We start from the raw sequence: 15,497 nt of genomic DNA on the forward strand, positions 1-15,497 counted from the left end.
AGGTAAGGTCATCCGAGAAAGGCGCACAGGCGGCAATGTTCGGGTTTTCGAATGGATTATTTGTACGGATCACCAAGGGCAATTCGTTTGACACCCTTTTTCATTAGGGTCACATTGAAATTGAGCAATAGGCCGAGCGTACACCCTGTGAGTTTAAGGTAGGTCAAGACTTGGGACATGTGTATCTCGTCAAATGCAGATACCGCTTTCACCTCAATGATCAACTTCCCTTCAACCAGAAGGTCGAGCCGATATCCCATATCCAAGTTCTGGCCTTTATAGATCACTGGCAACTCCAACTGATCCTGAACAGTAAAGCCCAGATTCCTCAACTCATAGGCCAAGGCCTTCTCATAGATCTTCTCGAACAGACCCGGCCCCAGGTCGCTATGGACCGCTATGGCCCGTCCTATCGCAATATGGGAAAGTTCGTCAGCAGTCATTCACGGGAAGGGATACAGTCCAATGGTTTTCGGCGCTCGTCGTCATTCGCTTTCCCCCTTGGTCTACTATTCCCTTCGTGTCCTTAGCGTCCTTCGTGGTAGAAAAACCATGTGGTTCATCCTTTTCACATCATCTTGAACCCCCCGATCTCCAGTGCCTGTGGGCCGGTCCGTTTGTCGCCCGGTGCCTCGCTCTTGTACTGTGCCTTGATCGCCTTCAGCCATTTCTTGGAGCGTTCCAACAGTTGGAAGTTGTCGGTCATCATACGGCCGCGCATTACCAGGATGCCCATGTCGGCGCCCTCGTAGAGCCAATCGCCAACGCGTGCGATGCGGAGGAAGAAGGCTTCGTCTTCGTTTTCCACATAGCGGCGGTGGGTGTCCATGCGCCAGAAGTAGATGCTGCCGTCGGGGCGCATGCGCCAGATGCCGCTTCGGGGTGCTTCGGTCACGCTTCGGATGTCGTCGGCCGTGTGCTTGATCACCATCTGGCCCCAAGAGTCGATGTTCTCGGCCTTTCCCCAACGGCGGTTAAGGGCTTTCACATTCAATTCATAGGGCTGGCCCATCCATTCCAGTATGTGGAAGAGGTGGAGCGGGGCGTCGCTCATGGCGAACACGGCGTGGTTGGTAATACTGCTGGCGCCGGTGATGCGCGGGTTCAGCTCACCTAGATAAACTTCGCCGTTGTCCTGGTCGATAAGAAAATCCAGTTCAAAGTAGCCCTTGTAACCTTCCTTGCGCAACTGGTCGCCGAAGAGCTGTGCGTACTTGCGCGTCTTCCTGCGGATGGCGGGCGTGAAGGCTTCGGCGAAGATCTCGTTGCCGCACCAGCCGCCCTTGTACGGGGTCAGTTCCTTGAAGCCCACCAGCTCGGTCATCAGCGGGGCCACGATGGTGCCGTGCCGCGTGACGCAGGCCTCCATCGCGGCGCCGCGACAGTTGATGCGCTTCATCACCTTGCACTCCTTCTCGGCCTCGATCTCCTTCGCGTACTTCTTGTAATCCTCTTCGCTATTGATGAAGAAAGTGGTGTGGCCGCTGTCGCCAAAAGGCGTTTGTACCACGAGGTCGTTGCCGAGCTTGGCGGAAACTTTGTTGAGGTGCGCATAGTTCTTCACCGGGCTGAGCACGTAGGGCACGCAGGGCACGTCGGCCTTTTCGGCGATGCGGTTGGTGTTCACCTTGTTGTCCATGAAGGTGCGCATTTTGGCGCTCGGGAACATCACCTCGAGACCGAGCTTTTTCGCCAGCTTTTCGGTCTTCTCATCGAACATGAGGAAAAGCACTTTCCCGGCCTTGCCCTTCACCTTCCGGCTCTCGATGTAGTCCTTCACCTCGCTGTGGGTGAGCAGGTAGTTGTTGATATCCTCGATGCTTTGGAACTCCTCGTGCGGCTCCTCCTTCATCGGGCTCATCAGGTTCGGGTGCAATCCGTCGAAGCACTCGATGTAGGTGATGAACTTGAACCCTTTGATCCATTCGTCCGCGCCCAGAAGATTGAAATTGGTGGCGCTGATGAAATAGATCGGTGTCTCGTTCCGGTAGAAGAAGCGGCGAATGTCGCTGACGCCCCGGAGGACGGAAGGGCCGGCTTTCTTCTTTCGCGTGGCGGCCCTCTTTTTGGTGACCGTCCTTTTCGCCCCAGGGCGCTTTTTGGCCATGGTCTTGGTTGCCGTTTGGGTCGTCGCCTTGGCCGGCTTACGTGGCGCTACGGGCTTGGCGGGGTTCTTTTTGGCGACCGTCCTTTTCGCTACAGGACGCTTTTTGGTCACGGCCTTGGTCGCCGTTTTGGTCGCCGCCTTCTTTTTGACAGCGGCCTTCTTCTTGACGGGGGCGGCCTTTTTCTTGATCACCGCGGATCTCTTCGTCTGCTTTTTTCTCATGTTTTTTTCTTGTTATCGTTCATGACCGACCCTTGTTTTTCCTCGGGTCGTTTTTGAGGATCCGTTGCGCTGACCGGCCCTCCAGCAGGGAACGCATCTGTGAAATGGCGATCCCGTTCAATTGAACGAGTCTGTCCGGTGCATTTGATCCCTGTTTGATCAACACGGCATTGATGCTCTCCATATTGGACAATACCACCAATTGTTCGAGCGTGGCATGGTCGCGCATGTTGCCAAGAAGGCCGGAGTTTATTTGACGCCATTCCGAAGCTGTGTGCCCGAACAATGCCATGTTCAGGAGGTCGGCCTCACCGGCATAGAGCTGCGTGGCTTGCTTCCGGGTCAACACGGGCGGCAGCAAATGCTCCTTGATCGCATCGGTGTGGATGCGGTAGTTCACCTTGGCCAAGGTCCGTTGGAAACTCCAATCCAAAGACTTCGAGCTGGCCTCCTCATCCTTGAGCCGCTGGAATTCCTTGATGAGGTAAAGCTTGAATTCCGGGCTAAGCCAAGAGCCGAACTCGAAGGCGATGTCCTTATGGGCGAATGTTCCGCCGTATCGTCCTGCTCGTGCCTCAAGCCCGACGGCAGCTGTTAAGGAGACCCACTTTTTGGCGCTCAGGAAGAAGCTGTTCCTCCCGGCTTCAGTTTTAATTCCCTCGAATTCGAGGGAATTAAAACTTGGATTGTTGAGTTGTTCCCAGATGCCTAAGAACAAGATGGTGTCCTTGCCTCGCATCCATTGTTCAATGAGTGCGTTCCCTCCGTCAAAGCCCTTCACCATATCGGTGAGGGAAATGTAGTCCTGACCATGGCGTTCCACGATGGTCACAAGACTGCCCTTCACTTGGATGGATCGCTGCTTCTTCACTGTTGATGCGTGTTGCGATCACTTTTTCTCCCGCGAGCGTCCACGCTCGTGTGTCGATACCTTCTTGGCTGATGGTCCCTGCGTGCTGGCCGATGCCCCATTGCCCGATATCCGCATCCCGCCCATGGCGGTCCCGGTCCGTTGCCTTCCGAGTGCATGGCCGTTGAAGACGCGCAGGCCCAGATCCTCGCGGTAGCCGTGGATCTCCTTCACATCAATGGCGATGAGGAAATCAAGGATGTCCTTGCTCACCACCTGGCCGGGCACCAGCACGGGGAAGCCGGGCGGGTAGGGGATGACGAAGCTGGCCGAGACGAGCTCGCGCCCTTCGCGCATCTGCCCTTGGCAATCACGGATCTTCACGTATTCGCAGTTCACTTCGCTGTAGGAGAGGAAATAGGCCTTGCGGAGGTCGCCCCCGGGCACGCCGGGCACCGCGCGGAAGGAATCGTGGAAGCGGCTGAAGTCCGGTAGCGGCGGGGTCTCCTGCGTGAGCGATCGAATGCGCGCGACATGCAGTTGCTTTTCCGCATGGTTCAGTGCGTTGTTGCGCGCCTCCAGCTCGTCGGCGATGGTGAGCAGCACCTTGATCAGGTAGGCCACGGAACCGCGCGTGGTGCCGATGTTCGTCATGAACAGCACACTGTTGCGCGAGGTCTTGTTGACCTGGATGTGGTGCTTGTCCATCAGGTATTGGTTCTTGAACGTATCACCGTCCACGCCGGTCTTGCCTGTATAGAGGTTGATCTTGGTTGGGTCCACGGCGAACTCGTCATGCGCCCAGGCTTCTTCGATGCGGTTCCAGCCCTTCTCCTTGCTGTAGTACTCCTTCAGGCCTGATGGGCGGTACTTGGCGGGCACCAGGTCTTCCAATGTCACGATGTCGAAATAGCGACGCAGCTTGGGGTGGTCGTTGATCTTGTGCCGCAGCAACATACCTTGCTCGATGGCCTTCTCCACCAGCTCGTAGCCTTCGAATTCCACCTGCCTGCGGCCCACGTCCAAGCTGGCGAGGATCTGGTAGTTGGGGCTGGTGCTGGTGTGCGCCATGTAGGCTTCGTGGAAGCTGTCCTCGCTCTTGCGCTGGAAGTCCTCGTCCCAGATGTGGATCATGCTGCCCTGGCGCATGGAGGTGAGCGTTTTGTGCGTGCTCTGCGTGGCGTAGACGCGGATGCGTACCGTATCCGGGTCGGGCATGCGCGGCTCTTCACCCTTCTTCAAGGAGGCGATGTGCGCCTTGTATTCTTCGCGGTAGGCATCGCTGTGGTACTTGCGGTGCAGGCGCGCAGCGCTGAACATGGCGGTGCGCTGCTTGAAGATGTAGCTGAAGCCAGCGAATGCGAACCAGGCCTCATCCCAGAGGAAGACCATGTCCGGCTTGATGGCGAGCACCTGCTCCATCACGCGCTGCACGTTGTACACCACACCGTCGAAGGTGCAGTTGGTGAGCAGGAGCATCTTCACATGTTGGAGGCGTCCGGCGCGTTTCAGCTCCAGCAATTTCTCGCGGATGGTCTCAAGCGGTACAGCGCCGTACATGCTGAATTCCGGCAACGGGTAGCTGTCCAAGTACACGGGATAAGCACCGGAAAGCACGAGGCCATAGTGGTGGCTCTTGTGACAGTCGCGGTCGATCAGCACCATGTCGTGCGGCTCCACCAAGGCTTGAAGCACGATCTTATTACTGGTGCTTGTGCCGTTGGTGGCGAAGTAGGTGAACTGCGAGCCGAAGGCGCGCGCGGCACGTTCCTGCGCCTTCTTCAGCGGGCCGGTGGGTTGTAGCAGCGAGTCCAGTCCGCCGCTGGTGCTGGAGGTCTCCGCGAGGAAGAGGTTGCGGCCGTAGAAATCACCGAAGTCCTGGATCCATCGGCTCTTGAACACGGAGTTGCCGCGCGAGATCGGCATGGCATGGAACACGCCCATGGGCCTGCGGCTGTAGTCCATCAGCGCAGTGAAGAAGGGCGTGTCGTACTTATCCTGCACGCCACGGAGGATGGTGAGGTGCAACTCCTGGTGGTCCTCCTGCCGGTAGAATATGCGGCGGAAGTTCTGCACGGTGCTGTCCTTCAGGTCGCTCACGGGCGTGTCGGTGACATAGTAGCGGTCCACCTCTGGGCGGAACCAGCGCATGAGCTTGCCGAGCAGCGGCCCCATGTCGGCCTTGTTGCGGTCGCTGAGGTCCACCTCTTTGATGGCACGGATGTAGTCCTTGAGAAAGCCCTTGGCGCTCGGTGATGCGAAGGGCATGCCGTAGCGGATCACGCAGGCCTGGACGTTGGAGTTGAAGAGCAGCGCGATCAATGCGTCCTGCACGGTGGGCACCACGATGGCGTCGTAGGTGAAGGGGTCGTTGGGCTCACGCACCTCGGCGAGGTTCGCCTTCAGCTCGTGTTCCTCTTTTTCATTCAGGTCGTCCACGAAGAGTACTTCGAAGTACTTCGTGCGGGGGCGTTCCAAGCCGTCATCGTCATGGTCCAATGCGTGCTCTGCATGCTCGCCGGTATTCAGGCGGATCTGTCCGCTCACCAAGGTGCGCACGAGCTTCAATACGCGGGTCTCCAATGCCGCATGTTCCTTGCGCACCATCATGGCCATGAGGCCGTTCACCGCCTCGCGCCCCGGAAAGGCCCAGTACTGCTCGATCACGTACAGGTCCTGAAGCAGTGCATCCACCTCGTGCACGGCTTCCTTCTTTCCCTTCTTTGCTGCCGCCAGATCGGAGACAGCGGTTTTCAAGCGGTCCCATGTGTGGGTGCGGAGGCGTGTGGCATTAAAATGCTCTTGTGTGGGTTCGGATGTTGGCATGTGTCGCAGAATATAGGCATTCCTGAGCGAAAGGTATTTCACGCCAAGTCACGCCTTGGGACTCCAAGGAAAATATTGGCGGACCACGCCTCAGGCCGCCACCTTGTTCAAAGTCCGTAACCTAGGCGAAGGCCTTCTTCCCCAGCGCCATCAGGGCCTCGATCTCCTCCACCTCACGTGGGATGTCCTTGAACAGGTCGTCCTGGCCGTCCTTGGTCACCACGATGTTGTTCTCGATGCGGATGCCGATGTTTTCATCGGGGATGTAGATGCCGGGTTCCACGGTGAAGACCATGCCTTCAACGATCGGTTCGTGCCAGAGGCCAACGTCATGCACATCGATGCCGAGGAAGTGGCTGGTGCCGTGCATGAAGTACTTTTTGTAGAGCGGCTTTTCGGGGTCTTGCTTGGCCACTTCATCCGCCTTCAGCAGGCCAAGGCCGATCAGTTCCTTCTCCATCAGCTCGCCCACCTGCTTGTGGTAATCGCCGAGGAATACGCCGGGGATCAGCAGCTTGGTCGCTTCCTTTTGCACGTTCAGCACCGCGTTGTACACGTCGCGTTGGCGCGGGGAGAACTTGCCGTTCACCGGGATGCTGCGGCTGAGGTCGCTGGCGTAGCCGCCGTATTCACAGCCGAAGTCCATCAAGATCACATCGCCGTCCTTGCACGTATCGTCGTTGACGATGTAGTGCAGCACGCAGGCATTGTAGCCGCTGGCAATGATGGGCGTGTAGGCATGCCCGCGCGAACCGTTGCGCAGGAATTCGTGCGTGATCTCGGCTTCGATCTCGTACTCCTTCACGTTGGGCTTCACGAAGCGCAATACGCGCTGGAAGGCCTTGGCGGTGATGTTCACGGCGTTCTGGATCTGCGCGATCTCCTCCTCCGTTTTCCGCGAGCGGATGCGGTGCATGATGGGCGCGCTGCGCTTCACTTCATACAACGGGTACTTGGCGCGCAACTCCTTGTTCTTGCGTTCCTCGCGCGTCTCCACCTCGTTGCCTTGACGCAGGTGCTCGTTACTGTTGAGGTAGATGCTTTGGGCCTGCGGGAGCAAGCGCTGCAAGGTGGCCTCATAGCTGCTGGTCCAGAGCACGGTGGCGACGCCGCTTTGCTCGGTGGCCTGCTTCTGCGTCAGTTTCGCACCTTCCCAAATAGCAATGCTGGGGCTGGTCTCGCGTACGAAGAGGATCTCGCGGTCCTTCGCGTCGAAAGCGTCCGGGAAGAGCAGCAGCACGGTCTCCTCCTGATCAATACCGCTGAGGTGGAAGATGTCCGCCGCCTGGTGGAACGGCATGGAGCCGTCCGCGCTGGTGGGCATGATGTCGTTGCTGTGGAACACGGCGAGGCCGCCCTTTTCCATGGCTTTGCGGAAGCGGGCACGGTGTGTACGGTAGGTGGCGGCGGAGAGGGGTGTGTAGCGCATGATGGTGTATGCCAGAGATGGACGGCCAGATTTTGGAATGAGAACCCCAAAGCTACGGAGCGCTCAAAACTCACCCCTTGAGCCGCATCATCACCGTGTTCCCCTTCTCCTCGCGGCGGGTCTCCACCTGGTCCTTCAATGCGTTGATCAAGGAAGAGAGCGAGCCGTGGCCGTAGCTCCGCGGATCGAAGCCGGGGTCCAAACGGCGCAGGGCTTGGCCCACAAGGCTCAGGGAGGCTTCGTCCTCCTCTCCTTTGGCCACGATGAAGGCCTTGCGCAACTTTTTCATCAGCGAAGCATTGCCGGACAACGGGGCCGAGGAGGCTTTGGCTCGCGTGCCGTTCTTCTTGGCCGCTGCACGAGGTTCGTCCTGGACATCGAGGTTCTCCACATAGATGAAGCGTTCGCAGGCTTGCACGAAGGCATCGGGGGTCTTCTTCTCGCCTACGCCCATCACGTACAGGCCGGCCTCACGCAAGCGGGTGGCCAAGCGCGTGTAGTCGCTGTCGCTGCTTACGATGCAGAAGGCGTCCACCATACCGCCGTGTAGGATGTCCATGGCGTCGATGATGAGCGCACTGTCGGTGCTGTTCTTGCCCTTGGTGTAGGCGAACTGCTGCACGGGCTGGATGGCGTTGGCGTTCAGCAGGTCCTTCCAGCCGCTCATGCCGGTGGTGGTCCAGTCGCCATAGATGCGGCGGATGGTGATGGTGCCCTTTTTGGAGACCTCCTCGAGGATGGGGGCCAGGCGGCGCGGTGCCGCGTTATCGCCGTCGATGAGGAGGGCGATGGTGGTGTCGTTGATCTTTTTCACGGTGTGAAGGTAATGGGAGTGCAGCCCTGAGTCGGGAGTCTTGAGTCGAGAGTCGGACTCATGACTCCCGACTTTTCAACAGGTCTACGACCGATCACCAGCCCCGAACAAGGTCACGGCTTGCACGAAAGCGAGCTCCAACAATGCTGGCCGGTGGTGTCCACAGGGCAGGTCTCCGGGTAGTTGCGATCGGCCATTGGTTGACCGCGCTGGTCCCAGCGGTGCCAGTTGCCCACCTTGCCGCCGTTGCAGAACCGGCCTTGGCTTTCGGGTCTCCCGTTAAAATGGAAGAAGGTGAACTCGCCCTGGGGAATGCGCAATTCACGGTCGTTGAAGGCACCCTCCATCAAGAGCGTGCCGTCGGGGGCGTACACACGTGCCGCCCAACCTTCTGGTGTTTCCCGGGCGGTGCGGAGCAGGGTCATGCCTTCCAGCGCGGGGTTTGCGTTCTCGGCCACCACCATGTCGTAGTGGACCTGGCCCACCTTCAGGGAGGTTTCACCCCGTGCCCGCATCACGGCCAATTTGTTCACGTCATCACGCTGGGCGGATACCGACAAGGCGAGTGCGGCCGCGATCAATAGGAAGTTGTGTTTAAGGAGGATCATGGTTCCGGGATGGTTCCGTGCCGTGTCGCCGCCCGGAAGCTCAATTCGCTACAGCCGCTGCCGTTGCAGAAGTAGTTGACCTCCCCATAGCGATGGGTCACCTTCCTGTAAACACAGGTACGGCCTTGCTCGGTGATCCGGACCTCCTTGGCCACGTAGGTGGGCCGGATCTGCAATTCCTCGGTTCGGCCGTCTGGTTTGGATGGGTACAATGCACCCTCCATGACGACCTCCTGATGGGGCCGTGGTTCTCTGGTAGTCGCCGCAGGTGCCTCTTTGCTTCGGGCAGGGGTTTGCCTGTCGGCTTCGAACGAAAGACCCGTACCGAGCAGCGAGGTGGCCGGACCGGCCATTGACCGGTCCCGGTCAAAATCGGTTGAAGGCCCTGGCCCTGTTCCATCGGATCGCACCGCTGCGCGCGGGTCACGGCCCAATGTGGCTCGTTGACGATCACGAGCGAGGGAATAGTCCGTACCGTATCCAAAGTCCGCTTTCCCGTCCATAAAATAGATATCCCCGACCGGTTCCGCATAACGGACCACAGGGCCTTTGGGGCGTGGTTCCAATGTGACTAAGAACGGGAAGCGGAAGGGGGCCGCTTCGAGCGCCTCCTCCGGCACGTGCGTATCGATGTGCAACGATTTGCTCAGGCAGGCTTCCCGATGGAAGGTGAGCACATAAACCTGCTGAAGGTCCAGTTCCAATTGAAAACGCTTCAGGTCCTCCGTGACCACTTGAACAGTGATGCCGTTGCGCTCCACCACCAGGCGCACACCCTCGAAGGAAATGTCCTTGGTACGCACCTTGCCGTCCAGTAGCAGCACCTGCGGTCCGTTCGCGTCCAAGGTTAGCGATGACAGTACCAGTGCCAACACCGCCAAGGTCGGGATGATATGTGGGGACAGGGATCTCATGGACAGGATGCACTGGGAGCTTATCCTCTTCTTGCCATCTCAAAGGTCCGACTTTGGCCTGTCCGTATCAATACCCGGATGTGGGTATTTATCGTGCCGCGTGAGACGGTTTTTCCGTGCCCTTGGTGTCGCAATGAACCGTGAGCGTGGTCCTTCAGTTCAAATGCATCGGCACGTCGATCAGCAGCAGCTCGGCGCCCTCCGGGCCCGTGAGGATGTCCAGCGCGTCCACCCCACTGATGCCGATCGCGTCGCGCGGGGAAAGCTGTTGGCCTTGGATCACGGCACTGCCGGAAACGACCAGGACATATACACCGTTGGCCGGGCGCTTGATCGTGTAGCGTTCCGGACGTCCACCATCGAACTTGCCGAGCTGGAACCAAGCGTCCTGTCCGATCCAGGTGCCGGCGTCGTTCGGGTCCGGCGAAACGATCTGCTGGAATCGGTTGATCCCTTCCTTCGGGTCGAGCGTGATCTGGTCGTAGCGCGGGGCAGCTCCGTGCTTGCGGGGGAAGAGCCACACTTGGAATAGCTTGGTGCGATGCTCCGGGTCGGGATTGAACTCGCTGTGCTGCACGCCCGTTCCCGCGCTCATCACCTGCACGTCGCCGGCCTTGATGATGCCCTCGTTGCCCATGCTGTCCTTGTGCATCAGCGCACCTTCGGTCACGATGGTGATGATCTCCATGTTGTCGTGCGGATGCGTGCCGAAGCCTTTGCCCGCCGCGATGGTGTCGTCGTTCAGCACGCGCAAAGCGCCGAAGTGCATGCGTTCGGGGTCGTGCCAGTTGGCGAAGCTGAAGGAATGCCATGCTTTGAGCCAGCCGTGATCGGCATGGCCGCGGGTATCAGCCTTGTGCAGAACGGTCCGTGCTGTGGTCGTTGAGGTGCTCATGGTCAAATGTATTGGGATGTAAATGTATTTTACATGGTGAATATATCCAAAACAAGAAATAGACATCGTTGGAAGCCCGTAACCCAATAAACGCGGACCGGTCCCACGCCGCGCCTTCTTTGCTTTCCCCCATTCCTTGTTCAGGACCCACCGTTTCCGGGTGTGTTGCAGGTATCGGGCAAGGATCGGGATGGACCTTGCGTTCACTTCCGCCCGGCCCATGAGTCGGAGACCTCAGTTGATCATTCATGGCACACGGTTCCGGAAAACGATGTACTTGCTATGTTTGCGCCCCCCGGCTTTAGCTGTCGAGGCACCGCATAACGTATTGGACGAACAAAACCACGAGCTACCTTCAACCAAGAAACCCTCCTTACATGAGCACACGTAAATCCGGAAAGATGTCAAGCCTGTTCGTGGCTTTGGCTATACCCGTGGCCCTTGGCATCAGCATCCTGTTCTACATGTTCGTGCTGGGCGACCCGGCGAACTTCGAGGGCGGAGACCCGATCAAGGGGCACCCGGTGAATATCGACCCGAACCACACGTTCGGCCTGATCCACAAGGGTGGATTCATCGTGCCGATCCTGATCTCGATCCTGCTGATCGTGATCATCTTCTCCGTTGAGCGCTACTTCACCCTGGGCCGGGCCAAGGGGAAGGGGCGGATCGACGAGTTCCTGCACAACGTGCGCCAGCTACTGGCGGGCGACCGTGTGGACGAGGCCATTGCCGCCTGCGACGAGCAACGCGGCAGCGTGGCCAACGTAATGCGCAGCGGACTGGAGAAGTACCAGACCGTGCTCAACGACGGGAACCTTGACAAAGAGACGAAGATCAACACCGTTAAGCAGGAGATCGAGGAAGCCACCGCATTGGAGCTCCCCATGCTCAGCAAGAACCTGGTGATCATCTCCACCTGCGCTTCCATCAGTACGCTGGTGGGCCTGATCGGAACGGTGCTCGGAATGATCCGGGCCTTCAGCGCCATGGCCGTGGCCGGCACGCCTGATGCCACCGCGCTCTCCACCGGTATATCCGAGGCCCTCATCAACACCGCCTTAGGTATCACCGGCTCCTGCATCGCCATCATCATGTTCAACTACTTCAGCACCAAGATCGACGGCATCACACACGGCATCGACGAGGCCGGCTTCAGCGTCAGCCAAACCTTGGCGAACCACAAATAACAACGTACGGGTGATGCATGCATCGCCCATGCGTTGTGTAGAGAAACAGCATGTCGAAGCTCAAGATGCCCCGCTCCAGCCCTGCGCTGGACATGACACCGATGGTGGACCTCGGGTTCCTGCTGGTCACCTTCTTCATGCTCACCGCCCAGTTCCGTCCGGAAGAAGCCGTGGTGGTGGACACGCCCAGCAGCATGAGCCAGTCCCCCATCCCCACGGAGAACCTCATGACGGTGACCGTGGATAGCGGCGGGCGCGTGTTCTGGGATTTTACCGACAAGTTGGTGCGCGCCGAGGTGATCAAGGAGATGGCCAAGCGTTATAAGATCAGCTTGGATGCTGAGCAGGAGCGACGCTTCGTAAACCTCAACGATATCGGTATCCCTCTGCAGAAGCTGCCGACCTACCTCTCCTTGGACAGCCCGGTGGATCGCAAGCAATTGGACGACGTTTCACCTGGGATCCCCATCGACAGCACCGACAACCAGCTGTTGGACTGGATCCGCGTGACGCAGCTTATCTTTAGCAGCGGCTCCGGAGGAAAGAACCCGATCGTAGCCTTGAAGGGGGATGGCAATGTGAACTACTCCGTGATCAACAAGGTGATCAAGATCTTCCAGAGTCCCACAGTGAAGATCAACCGGTTCAAAATGATCACCGACCTGGAGGCAAGCCGGATCGCCACCAAGGCCGCTGAACCCCAATGATCCGCGCGTGTACCGTGTTAAATGAAAGGCGTCCACTGAGCAACGAAGCAACCACGGAAAGCCCCGCCCACCGGGGGTATCACTGAAGAGCCATGGCAGACGTACAACAAGGGGATGGCGGTGGCGGAGCACGCCACCAGAAGAAGCGGGCCAAGAAAGGCAGCACCCATATCGACATGACGCCCATGGTCGATCTGGCCTTTCTGTTGCTCACCTTCTTCATCCTCACCACTACCATGTACAAGCCGTCCACCTTGCAGCTCACCTTCCCGGTGCCGCCGGACGAGAAGGACAAGCCTGAGCTGGACAAAGTGAACAACGCCCTCACCTTGTTCCTGACCAAGGAGGACCAGATCCTGTACTACAAGGACGCTTTCAAGCCTGGCGAAACCCAGCTTACACGCACGGACTTCAGCAAGATCACCCCCTTGCTGATCGACTGGAACAAGACCACCTTCGACCGGATTCAGGAACTGGGCCGAAAGCTCAACGCCAACGAGATCAACGAGACGGCCTATGACTCGTTGAAAAACCTGGCGCAAAAGGAGAAGGAGGCCCTTTTCGTGATCATCAAACCGGACAAGGACGCCAAGTACCGCAACATGATCGACATGGTGGACGATATGGCCATCGCTGGCATTGGCAAATACGCTGTGCAGGACACGATCAAGCCTGCGGAAGAGACCGTCCTGGACGCTGAGAAACTCAAATTCTAAGCCATGACCTACGTGATCATCATAGCAGTATTGCTCCTATTGAGCATGGTGCTCACGTACGATACCTCGTGGATGAACGTGCTCCAAGACCTGCGCAACGACACCGTATTCGCCCAACGCCATAAGGACTATGGCGCATATGACCTGCGGCGCGATTACAGCCGCCGCTTCGGCTTGGCCATGGTGCTCGCTATCGCCTTCTTCGTGGTGGTCGTGGGCACCCCTTTCGTTGTCTCCAAGATCGGGACCAAGGAAAAAGAACCGGATAAGGTGAAGATCGTGGACGTGAACCTGGACCTCTTCCAGGAAGATCAGCCAGAGGAACCGCCACCCCCGCCGGAAGTCGTGCCTCCCCCCCAGCCCCAGATCGAGACCGTTCAATTTGTGGCCGTGGAAGCCGCCGACGAGCCTGTGGAGGCCCCCCCACCCACCCAGGAAGACCTGAGCGAGACAACTGCCAGCACCACCACCCAGGAAGGCCAGAAGATCGATGCGCCACCGCCTCCCCCTCCGGTGGAGGAACCCACCTACGACCTCGCCGCAGTGCAGGAGCAACCGGATTTCCCCGGAGGCATGGCCAAGATGTACGCCTACCTGCAGAAGAACACCAAGTACCCGGACATGGAGTTCGACGCGGGCATCCAGGGCAAGGTCTACGTGGAGTTCGTGGTGGAAAGGGACGGCAGCGTGGAGGATGTCAAGATCCGGCGGGGCGTAAGCCCCGGTCTGGACAAGGAGGCACTGCGCGCGGTGAAGTCCATGCCCAAGTGGAGCCCCGGCAAGATGAACGGCAAGGCCGTGAAGGTCCGCTTCACCATACCGGTGGACTTCAAGCTGAAGTAGGGTAGTTCCAGGCTGTTCGGCCGCAACCGGGACATTACGCATTCCTATTGCTCAGCCCTTCGCTCCTTCCAGAGGGGCCATACATTGAAAGTTGCTGGATACTACGTGTTGGCGCGAGCTTTCCCCCTTCTTTAATTGACCGGGCATTGGTGACACGGTATTGAAAACGGACGCACTTACGGAGGTGCCTTGAGCAACGGTCGTGACGATCGGGCCATCGGTGCAATGAACGCCGGGCCTTCCGGGTTGTACAGTTGAACGGTAACCATGTTCAACTAACAGCGCATCGTCATGATCATCACCGCAGCATTGATACTTCTCGTCCTGTTCTTTCTGGCAGTAGGCTTGGGCCGCTCGTGGAGTGACGAGACACAGACCGAACGCAATGCGCTCGTGTTCGCCGACCGCAACCGGGAATACGGGGCCTATCGACTGCGCACGGATTACGGGAAGCGCATGGGCGTGGCTTTGTTGGGCGCCATCGGCCTCTTCGGTGTTTCGGTCCTGGTACCTTCGGTGATCGCACACTTCAACTCGGTTGCAGGGCCTCAGGCCCCGCCACCCGTGGTGGTGGACGTGGACCTGGGCCAGCTGTTCGTATCTCCTCCGCAGCCCCCGAAACCCTCAACACCCCGAACAGCGACCGTAGCTCCGCCCGCGAAGCCGGACCAGCAGCGCTATGTGCAGGCGGTGGATAGCCTCGTGGAGCCGCCGGAACTACCCAAAGACACCGCCGGTCCCGGCTTAGCCCCGGGGCCTGGTCCGGGGGGGCCAGCCACGGGCGGTGGCACGGGGCTCCTTGGCACTACCGGGGGAGGTACGGGCACAGGCACCGATGATGGTACGGCAGTGTGGGACGGTTTCGAAGTGCAGGAGGTGCCGCAGTTCCCCGGCGGCGAGGCGGCCCTTGGCGAATGGGTGCGGCGCCATCTGGTTTTTCCTGCCGATGTGGAAGGAAAGGATGTTGTCTACGTGCAGTTCACCGTGGGTCTGGACGGCAGCGTGGAGGATGTGCATGCGGTGAAAGGCAAGCAAAAGAGCTACAAGAGCGCGGCCGAACGCACTGTGCGGCGCATGCCAAAGTGGAAGCCCGCCCGCATGAACGGGCATGAAGTGCGGTGCCGCCTCACATTGCCCATTAGATTTGAGACCCGATAGTGGTTCAGATCGATGAAGTATTTCGCACTAATAATGAGCGTGGTCTATGCGGTGGCCGGCTGCTTGATCCTGTTCACCAACTTCCTCTATCCGCAGGTCTCCAGATTCCGTGTCCCATTGGGGATCATCCTGCTGATATATGGTGCGGTCCGTGGATTTATGTGGCAGCGTAAGCAGGCTCAAAGCCGGGAAGAACAGTGAAACCCCGTACCCTACCG

At 58.7% G+C, this 15,497-nt stretch carries 15 protein-coding genes; 6 read left to right on the forward strand and 9 right to left on the reverse strand.

Annotated features, from left to right (window positions below):
* Positions 1 to 56: 56 nt before the first annotated feature.
* From IPP95_10915 to IPP95_10955, 9 genes are all read right to left on the reverse strand, one after another.
* Positions 57 to 443 carry a GxxExxY protein gene (locus tag IPP95_10915; protein QQS71695.1) on the reverse strand — a complete coding sequence of 129 codons (387 nt, stop codon included), beginning with the start codon at positions 441 to 443 and terminating at the stop codon, positions 57 to 59.
* A 125-nt stretch (positions 444 to 568) separates the two neighbouring features.
* Positions 569 to 2,107 carry a biotin carboxylase gene (locus tag IPP95_10920; GenBank protein ID QQS74250.1) on the reverse strand — a complete coding sequence of 513 codons (1,539 nt, stop codon included), beginning with the start codon at positions 2,105 to 2,107 and terminating at the stop codon, positions 569 to 571.
* Between the two features lie 241 nt (positions 2,108 to 2,348).
* Positions 2,349 to 3,176, reverse strand: coding sequence for a KilA-N domain-containing protein (locus IPP95_10925; protein QQS74251.1), 828 nt, complete (start codon positions 3,174 to 3,176; stop codon positions 2,349 to 2,351).
* 42 nt (positions 3,177 to 3,218) lie between these two features.
* Complete coding sequence (locus IPP95_10930) at positions 3,219 to 6,005, reverse strand: aminotransferase class I/II-fold pyridoxal phosphate-dependent enzyme (GenBank protein QQS71696.1); 2,787 nt, start codon at positions 6,003 to 6,005, stop codon at positions 3,219 to 3,221.
* 121 nt (positions 6,006 to 6,126) lie between these two features.
* Positions 6,127 to 7,434: an aminopeptidase P family protein gene (locus IPP95_10935; protein ID QQS71697.1), complete on the reverse strand. Its 1,308-nt coding sequence runs from the start codon at positions 7,432 to 7,434 to the stop codon at positions 6,127 to 6,129.
* Positions 7,435 to 7,504: 70 nt separating this feature from the next.
* Positions 7,505 to 8,248 carry an NYN domain-containing protein gene (locus IPP95_10940; GenBank protein QQS71698.1) on the reverse strand — a complete coding sequence of 248 codons (744 nt, stop codon included), beginning with the start codon at positions 8,246 to 8,248 and terminating at the stop codon, positions 7,505 to 7,507.
* Between the two features lie 113 nt (positions 8,249 to 8,361).
* Positions 8,362 to 8,856 (reverse strand): hypothetical protein, encoded by a 495-nt coding sequence (locus IPP95_10945; GenBank protein ID QQS71699.1) that lies wholly within the window; start codon positions 8,854 to 8,856, stop codon positions 8,362 to 8,364.
* Positions 8,853 to 9,770: a hypothetical protein gene (locus IPP95_10950; GenBank protein ID QQS71700.1), complete on the reverse strand. Its 918-nt coding sequence runs from the start codon at positions 9,768 to 9,770 to the stop codon at positions 8,853 to 8,855. Before IPP95_10950 ends, IPP95_10945 begins: the two co-directional genes overlap by 4 nt.
* Before the next feature lie 154 nt (positions 9,771 to 9,924).
* On the reverse strand, positions 9,925 to 10,665 hold the full coding sequence (locus IPP95_10955) for a pirin family protein (GenBank protein QQS71701.1): 741 nt from the start codon (positions 10,663 to 10,665) through the stop codon (positions 9,925 to 9,927).
* Between the two features lie 377 nt (positions 10,666 to 11,042).
* Between IPP95_10955 and IPP95_10960 the strand changes: the two genes are divergently transcribed.
* The 6 genes from IPP95_10960 to IPP95_10985 all read left to right on the forward strand — a co-directional run bounded on the left by IPP95_10960 (position 11,043) and on the right by IPP95_10985 (position 15,480).
* On the forward strand, positions 11,043 to 11,855 hold the full coding sequence (locus IPP95_10960; GenBank protein QQS71702.1) for a MotA/TolQ/ExbB proton channel family protein: 813 nt from the start codon (positions 11,043 to 11,045) through the stop codon (positions 11,853 to 11,855).
* Between the two features lie 50 nt (positions 11,856 to 11,905).
* Positions 11,906 to 12,562, forward strand: a complete 657-nt coding sequence (locus tag IPP95_10965) for a biopolymer transporter ExbD (protein QQS71703.1) — start codon at positions 11,906 to 11,908, stop codon at positions 12,560 to 12,562.
* A 92-nt stretch (positions 12,563 to 12,654) separates the two neighbouring features.
* Positions 12,655 to 13,278 carry a biopolymer transporter ExbD gene (locus IPP95_10970; GenBank protein QQS71704.1) on the forward strand — a complete coding sequence of 208 codons (624 nt, stop codon included), beginning with the start codon at positions 12,655 to 12,657 and terminating at the stop codon, positions 13,276 to 13,278.
* Positions 13,279 to 13,281: 3 nt separating this feature from the next.
* Positions 13,282 to 14,121 carry a TonB family protein gene (locus IPP95_10975; GenBank protein ID QQS71705.1) on the forward strand — a complete coding sequence of 280 codons (840 nt, stop codon included), beginning with the start codon at positions 13,282 to 13,284 and terminating at the stop codon, positions 14,119 to 14,121.
* A 291-nt stretch (positions 14,122 to 14,412) separates the two neighbouring features.
* Positions 14,413 to 15,279, forward strand: coding sequence for an energy transducer TonB (locus IPP95_10980; GenBank protein ID QQS71706.1), 867 nt, complete (start codon positions 14,413 to 14,415; stop codon positions 15,277 to 15,279).
* Positions 15,280 to 15,312: 33 nt separating this feature from the next.
* Complete coding sequence (locus tag IPP95_10985; GenBank protein ID QQS71707.1) at positions 15,313 to 15,480, forward strand: hypothetical protein; 168 nt, start codon at positions 15,313 to 15,315, stop codon at positions 15,478 to 15,480.
* Positions 15,481 to 15,497: the final 17 nt, after the last annotated feature.

The sequence above is a fragment of the Flavobacteriales bacterium genome, assembly GCA_016700415.1.
In the GTDB taxonomy this organism is placed as follows: domain Bacteria; phylum Bacteroidota; class Bacteroidia; order Flavobacteriales_F; family PHOS-HE28; genus PHOS-HE28.

What these genes read in the sequence shown, in the direction of transcription:
- IPP95_10915 (QQS71695.1), bottom strand. Translation starts at nt 443, where the DNA reads ATGACTGCTGACGAACTTTCCCATATTGCGATAGGACGGGCCATAGCG.
- IPP95_10920 (QQS74250.1), bottom strand. Translation starts at nt 2,107, where the DNA reads ATGGCCAAAAAGCGCCCTGGGGCGAAAAGGACGGTCACCAAAAAGAGG.
- IPP95_10930 (QQS71696.1), bottom strand. Translation starts at nt 6,005, where the DNA reads ATGCCAACATCCGAACCCACACAAGAGCATTTTAATGCCACACGCCTC.
- IPP95_10935 (QQS71697.1), bottom strand. Translation starts at nt 7,434, where the DNA reads ATGCGCTACACACCCCTCTCCGCCGCCACCTACCGTACACACCGTGCC.
- IPP95_10945 (QQS71699.1), bottom strand. Translation starts at nt 8,856, where the DNA reads ATGATCCTCCTTAAACACAACTTCCTATTGATCGCGGCCGCACTCGCC.
- IPP95_10950 (QQS71700.1), bottom strand. Translation starts at nt 9,770, where the DNA reads ATGAGATCCCTGTCCCCACATATCATCCCGACCTTGGCGGTGTTGGCA.
- IPP95_10955 (QQS71701.1), bottom strand. Translation starts at nt 10,665, where the DNA reads ATGAGCACCTCAACGACCACAGCACGGACCGTTCTGCACAAGGCTGAT.
- IPP95_10960 (QQS71702.1), top strand. Translation starts at nt 11,043, where the DNA reads ATGAGCACACGTAAATCCGGAAAGATGTCAAGCCTGTTCGTGGCTTTG.
- IPP95_10965 (QQS71703.1), top strand. Translation starts at nt 11,906, where the DNA reads ATGTCGAAGCTCAAGATGCCCCGCTCCAGCCCTGCGCTGGACATGACA.
- IPP95_10970 (QQS71704.1), top strand. Translation starts at nt 12,655, where the DNA reads ATGGCAGACGTACAACAAGGGGATGGCGGTGGCGGAGCACGCCACCAG.
- IPP95_10975 (QQS71705.1), top strand. Translation starts at nt 13,282, where the DNA reads ATGACCTACGTGATCATCATAGCAGTATTGCTCCTATTGAGCATGGTG.
- IPP95_10980 (QQS71706.1), top strand. Translation starts at nt 14,413, where the DNA reads ATGATCATCACCGCAGCATTGATACTTCTCGTCCTGTTCTTTCTGGCA.
- IPP95_10985 (QQS71707.1), top strand. Translation starts at nt 15,313, where the DNA reads ATGAGCGTGGTCTATGCGGTGGCCGGCTGCTTGATCCTGTTCACCAAC.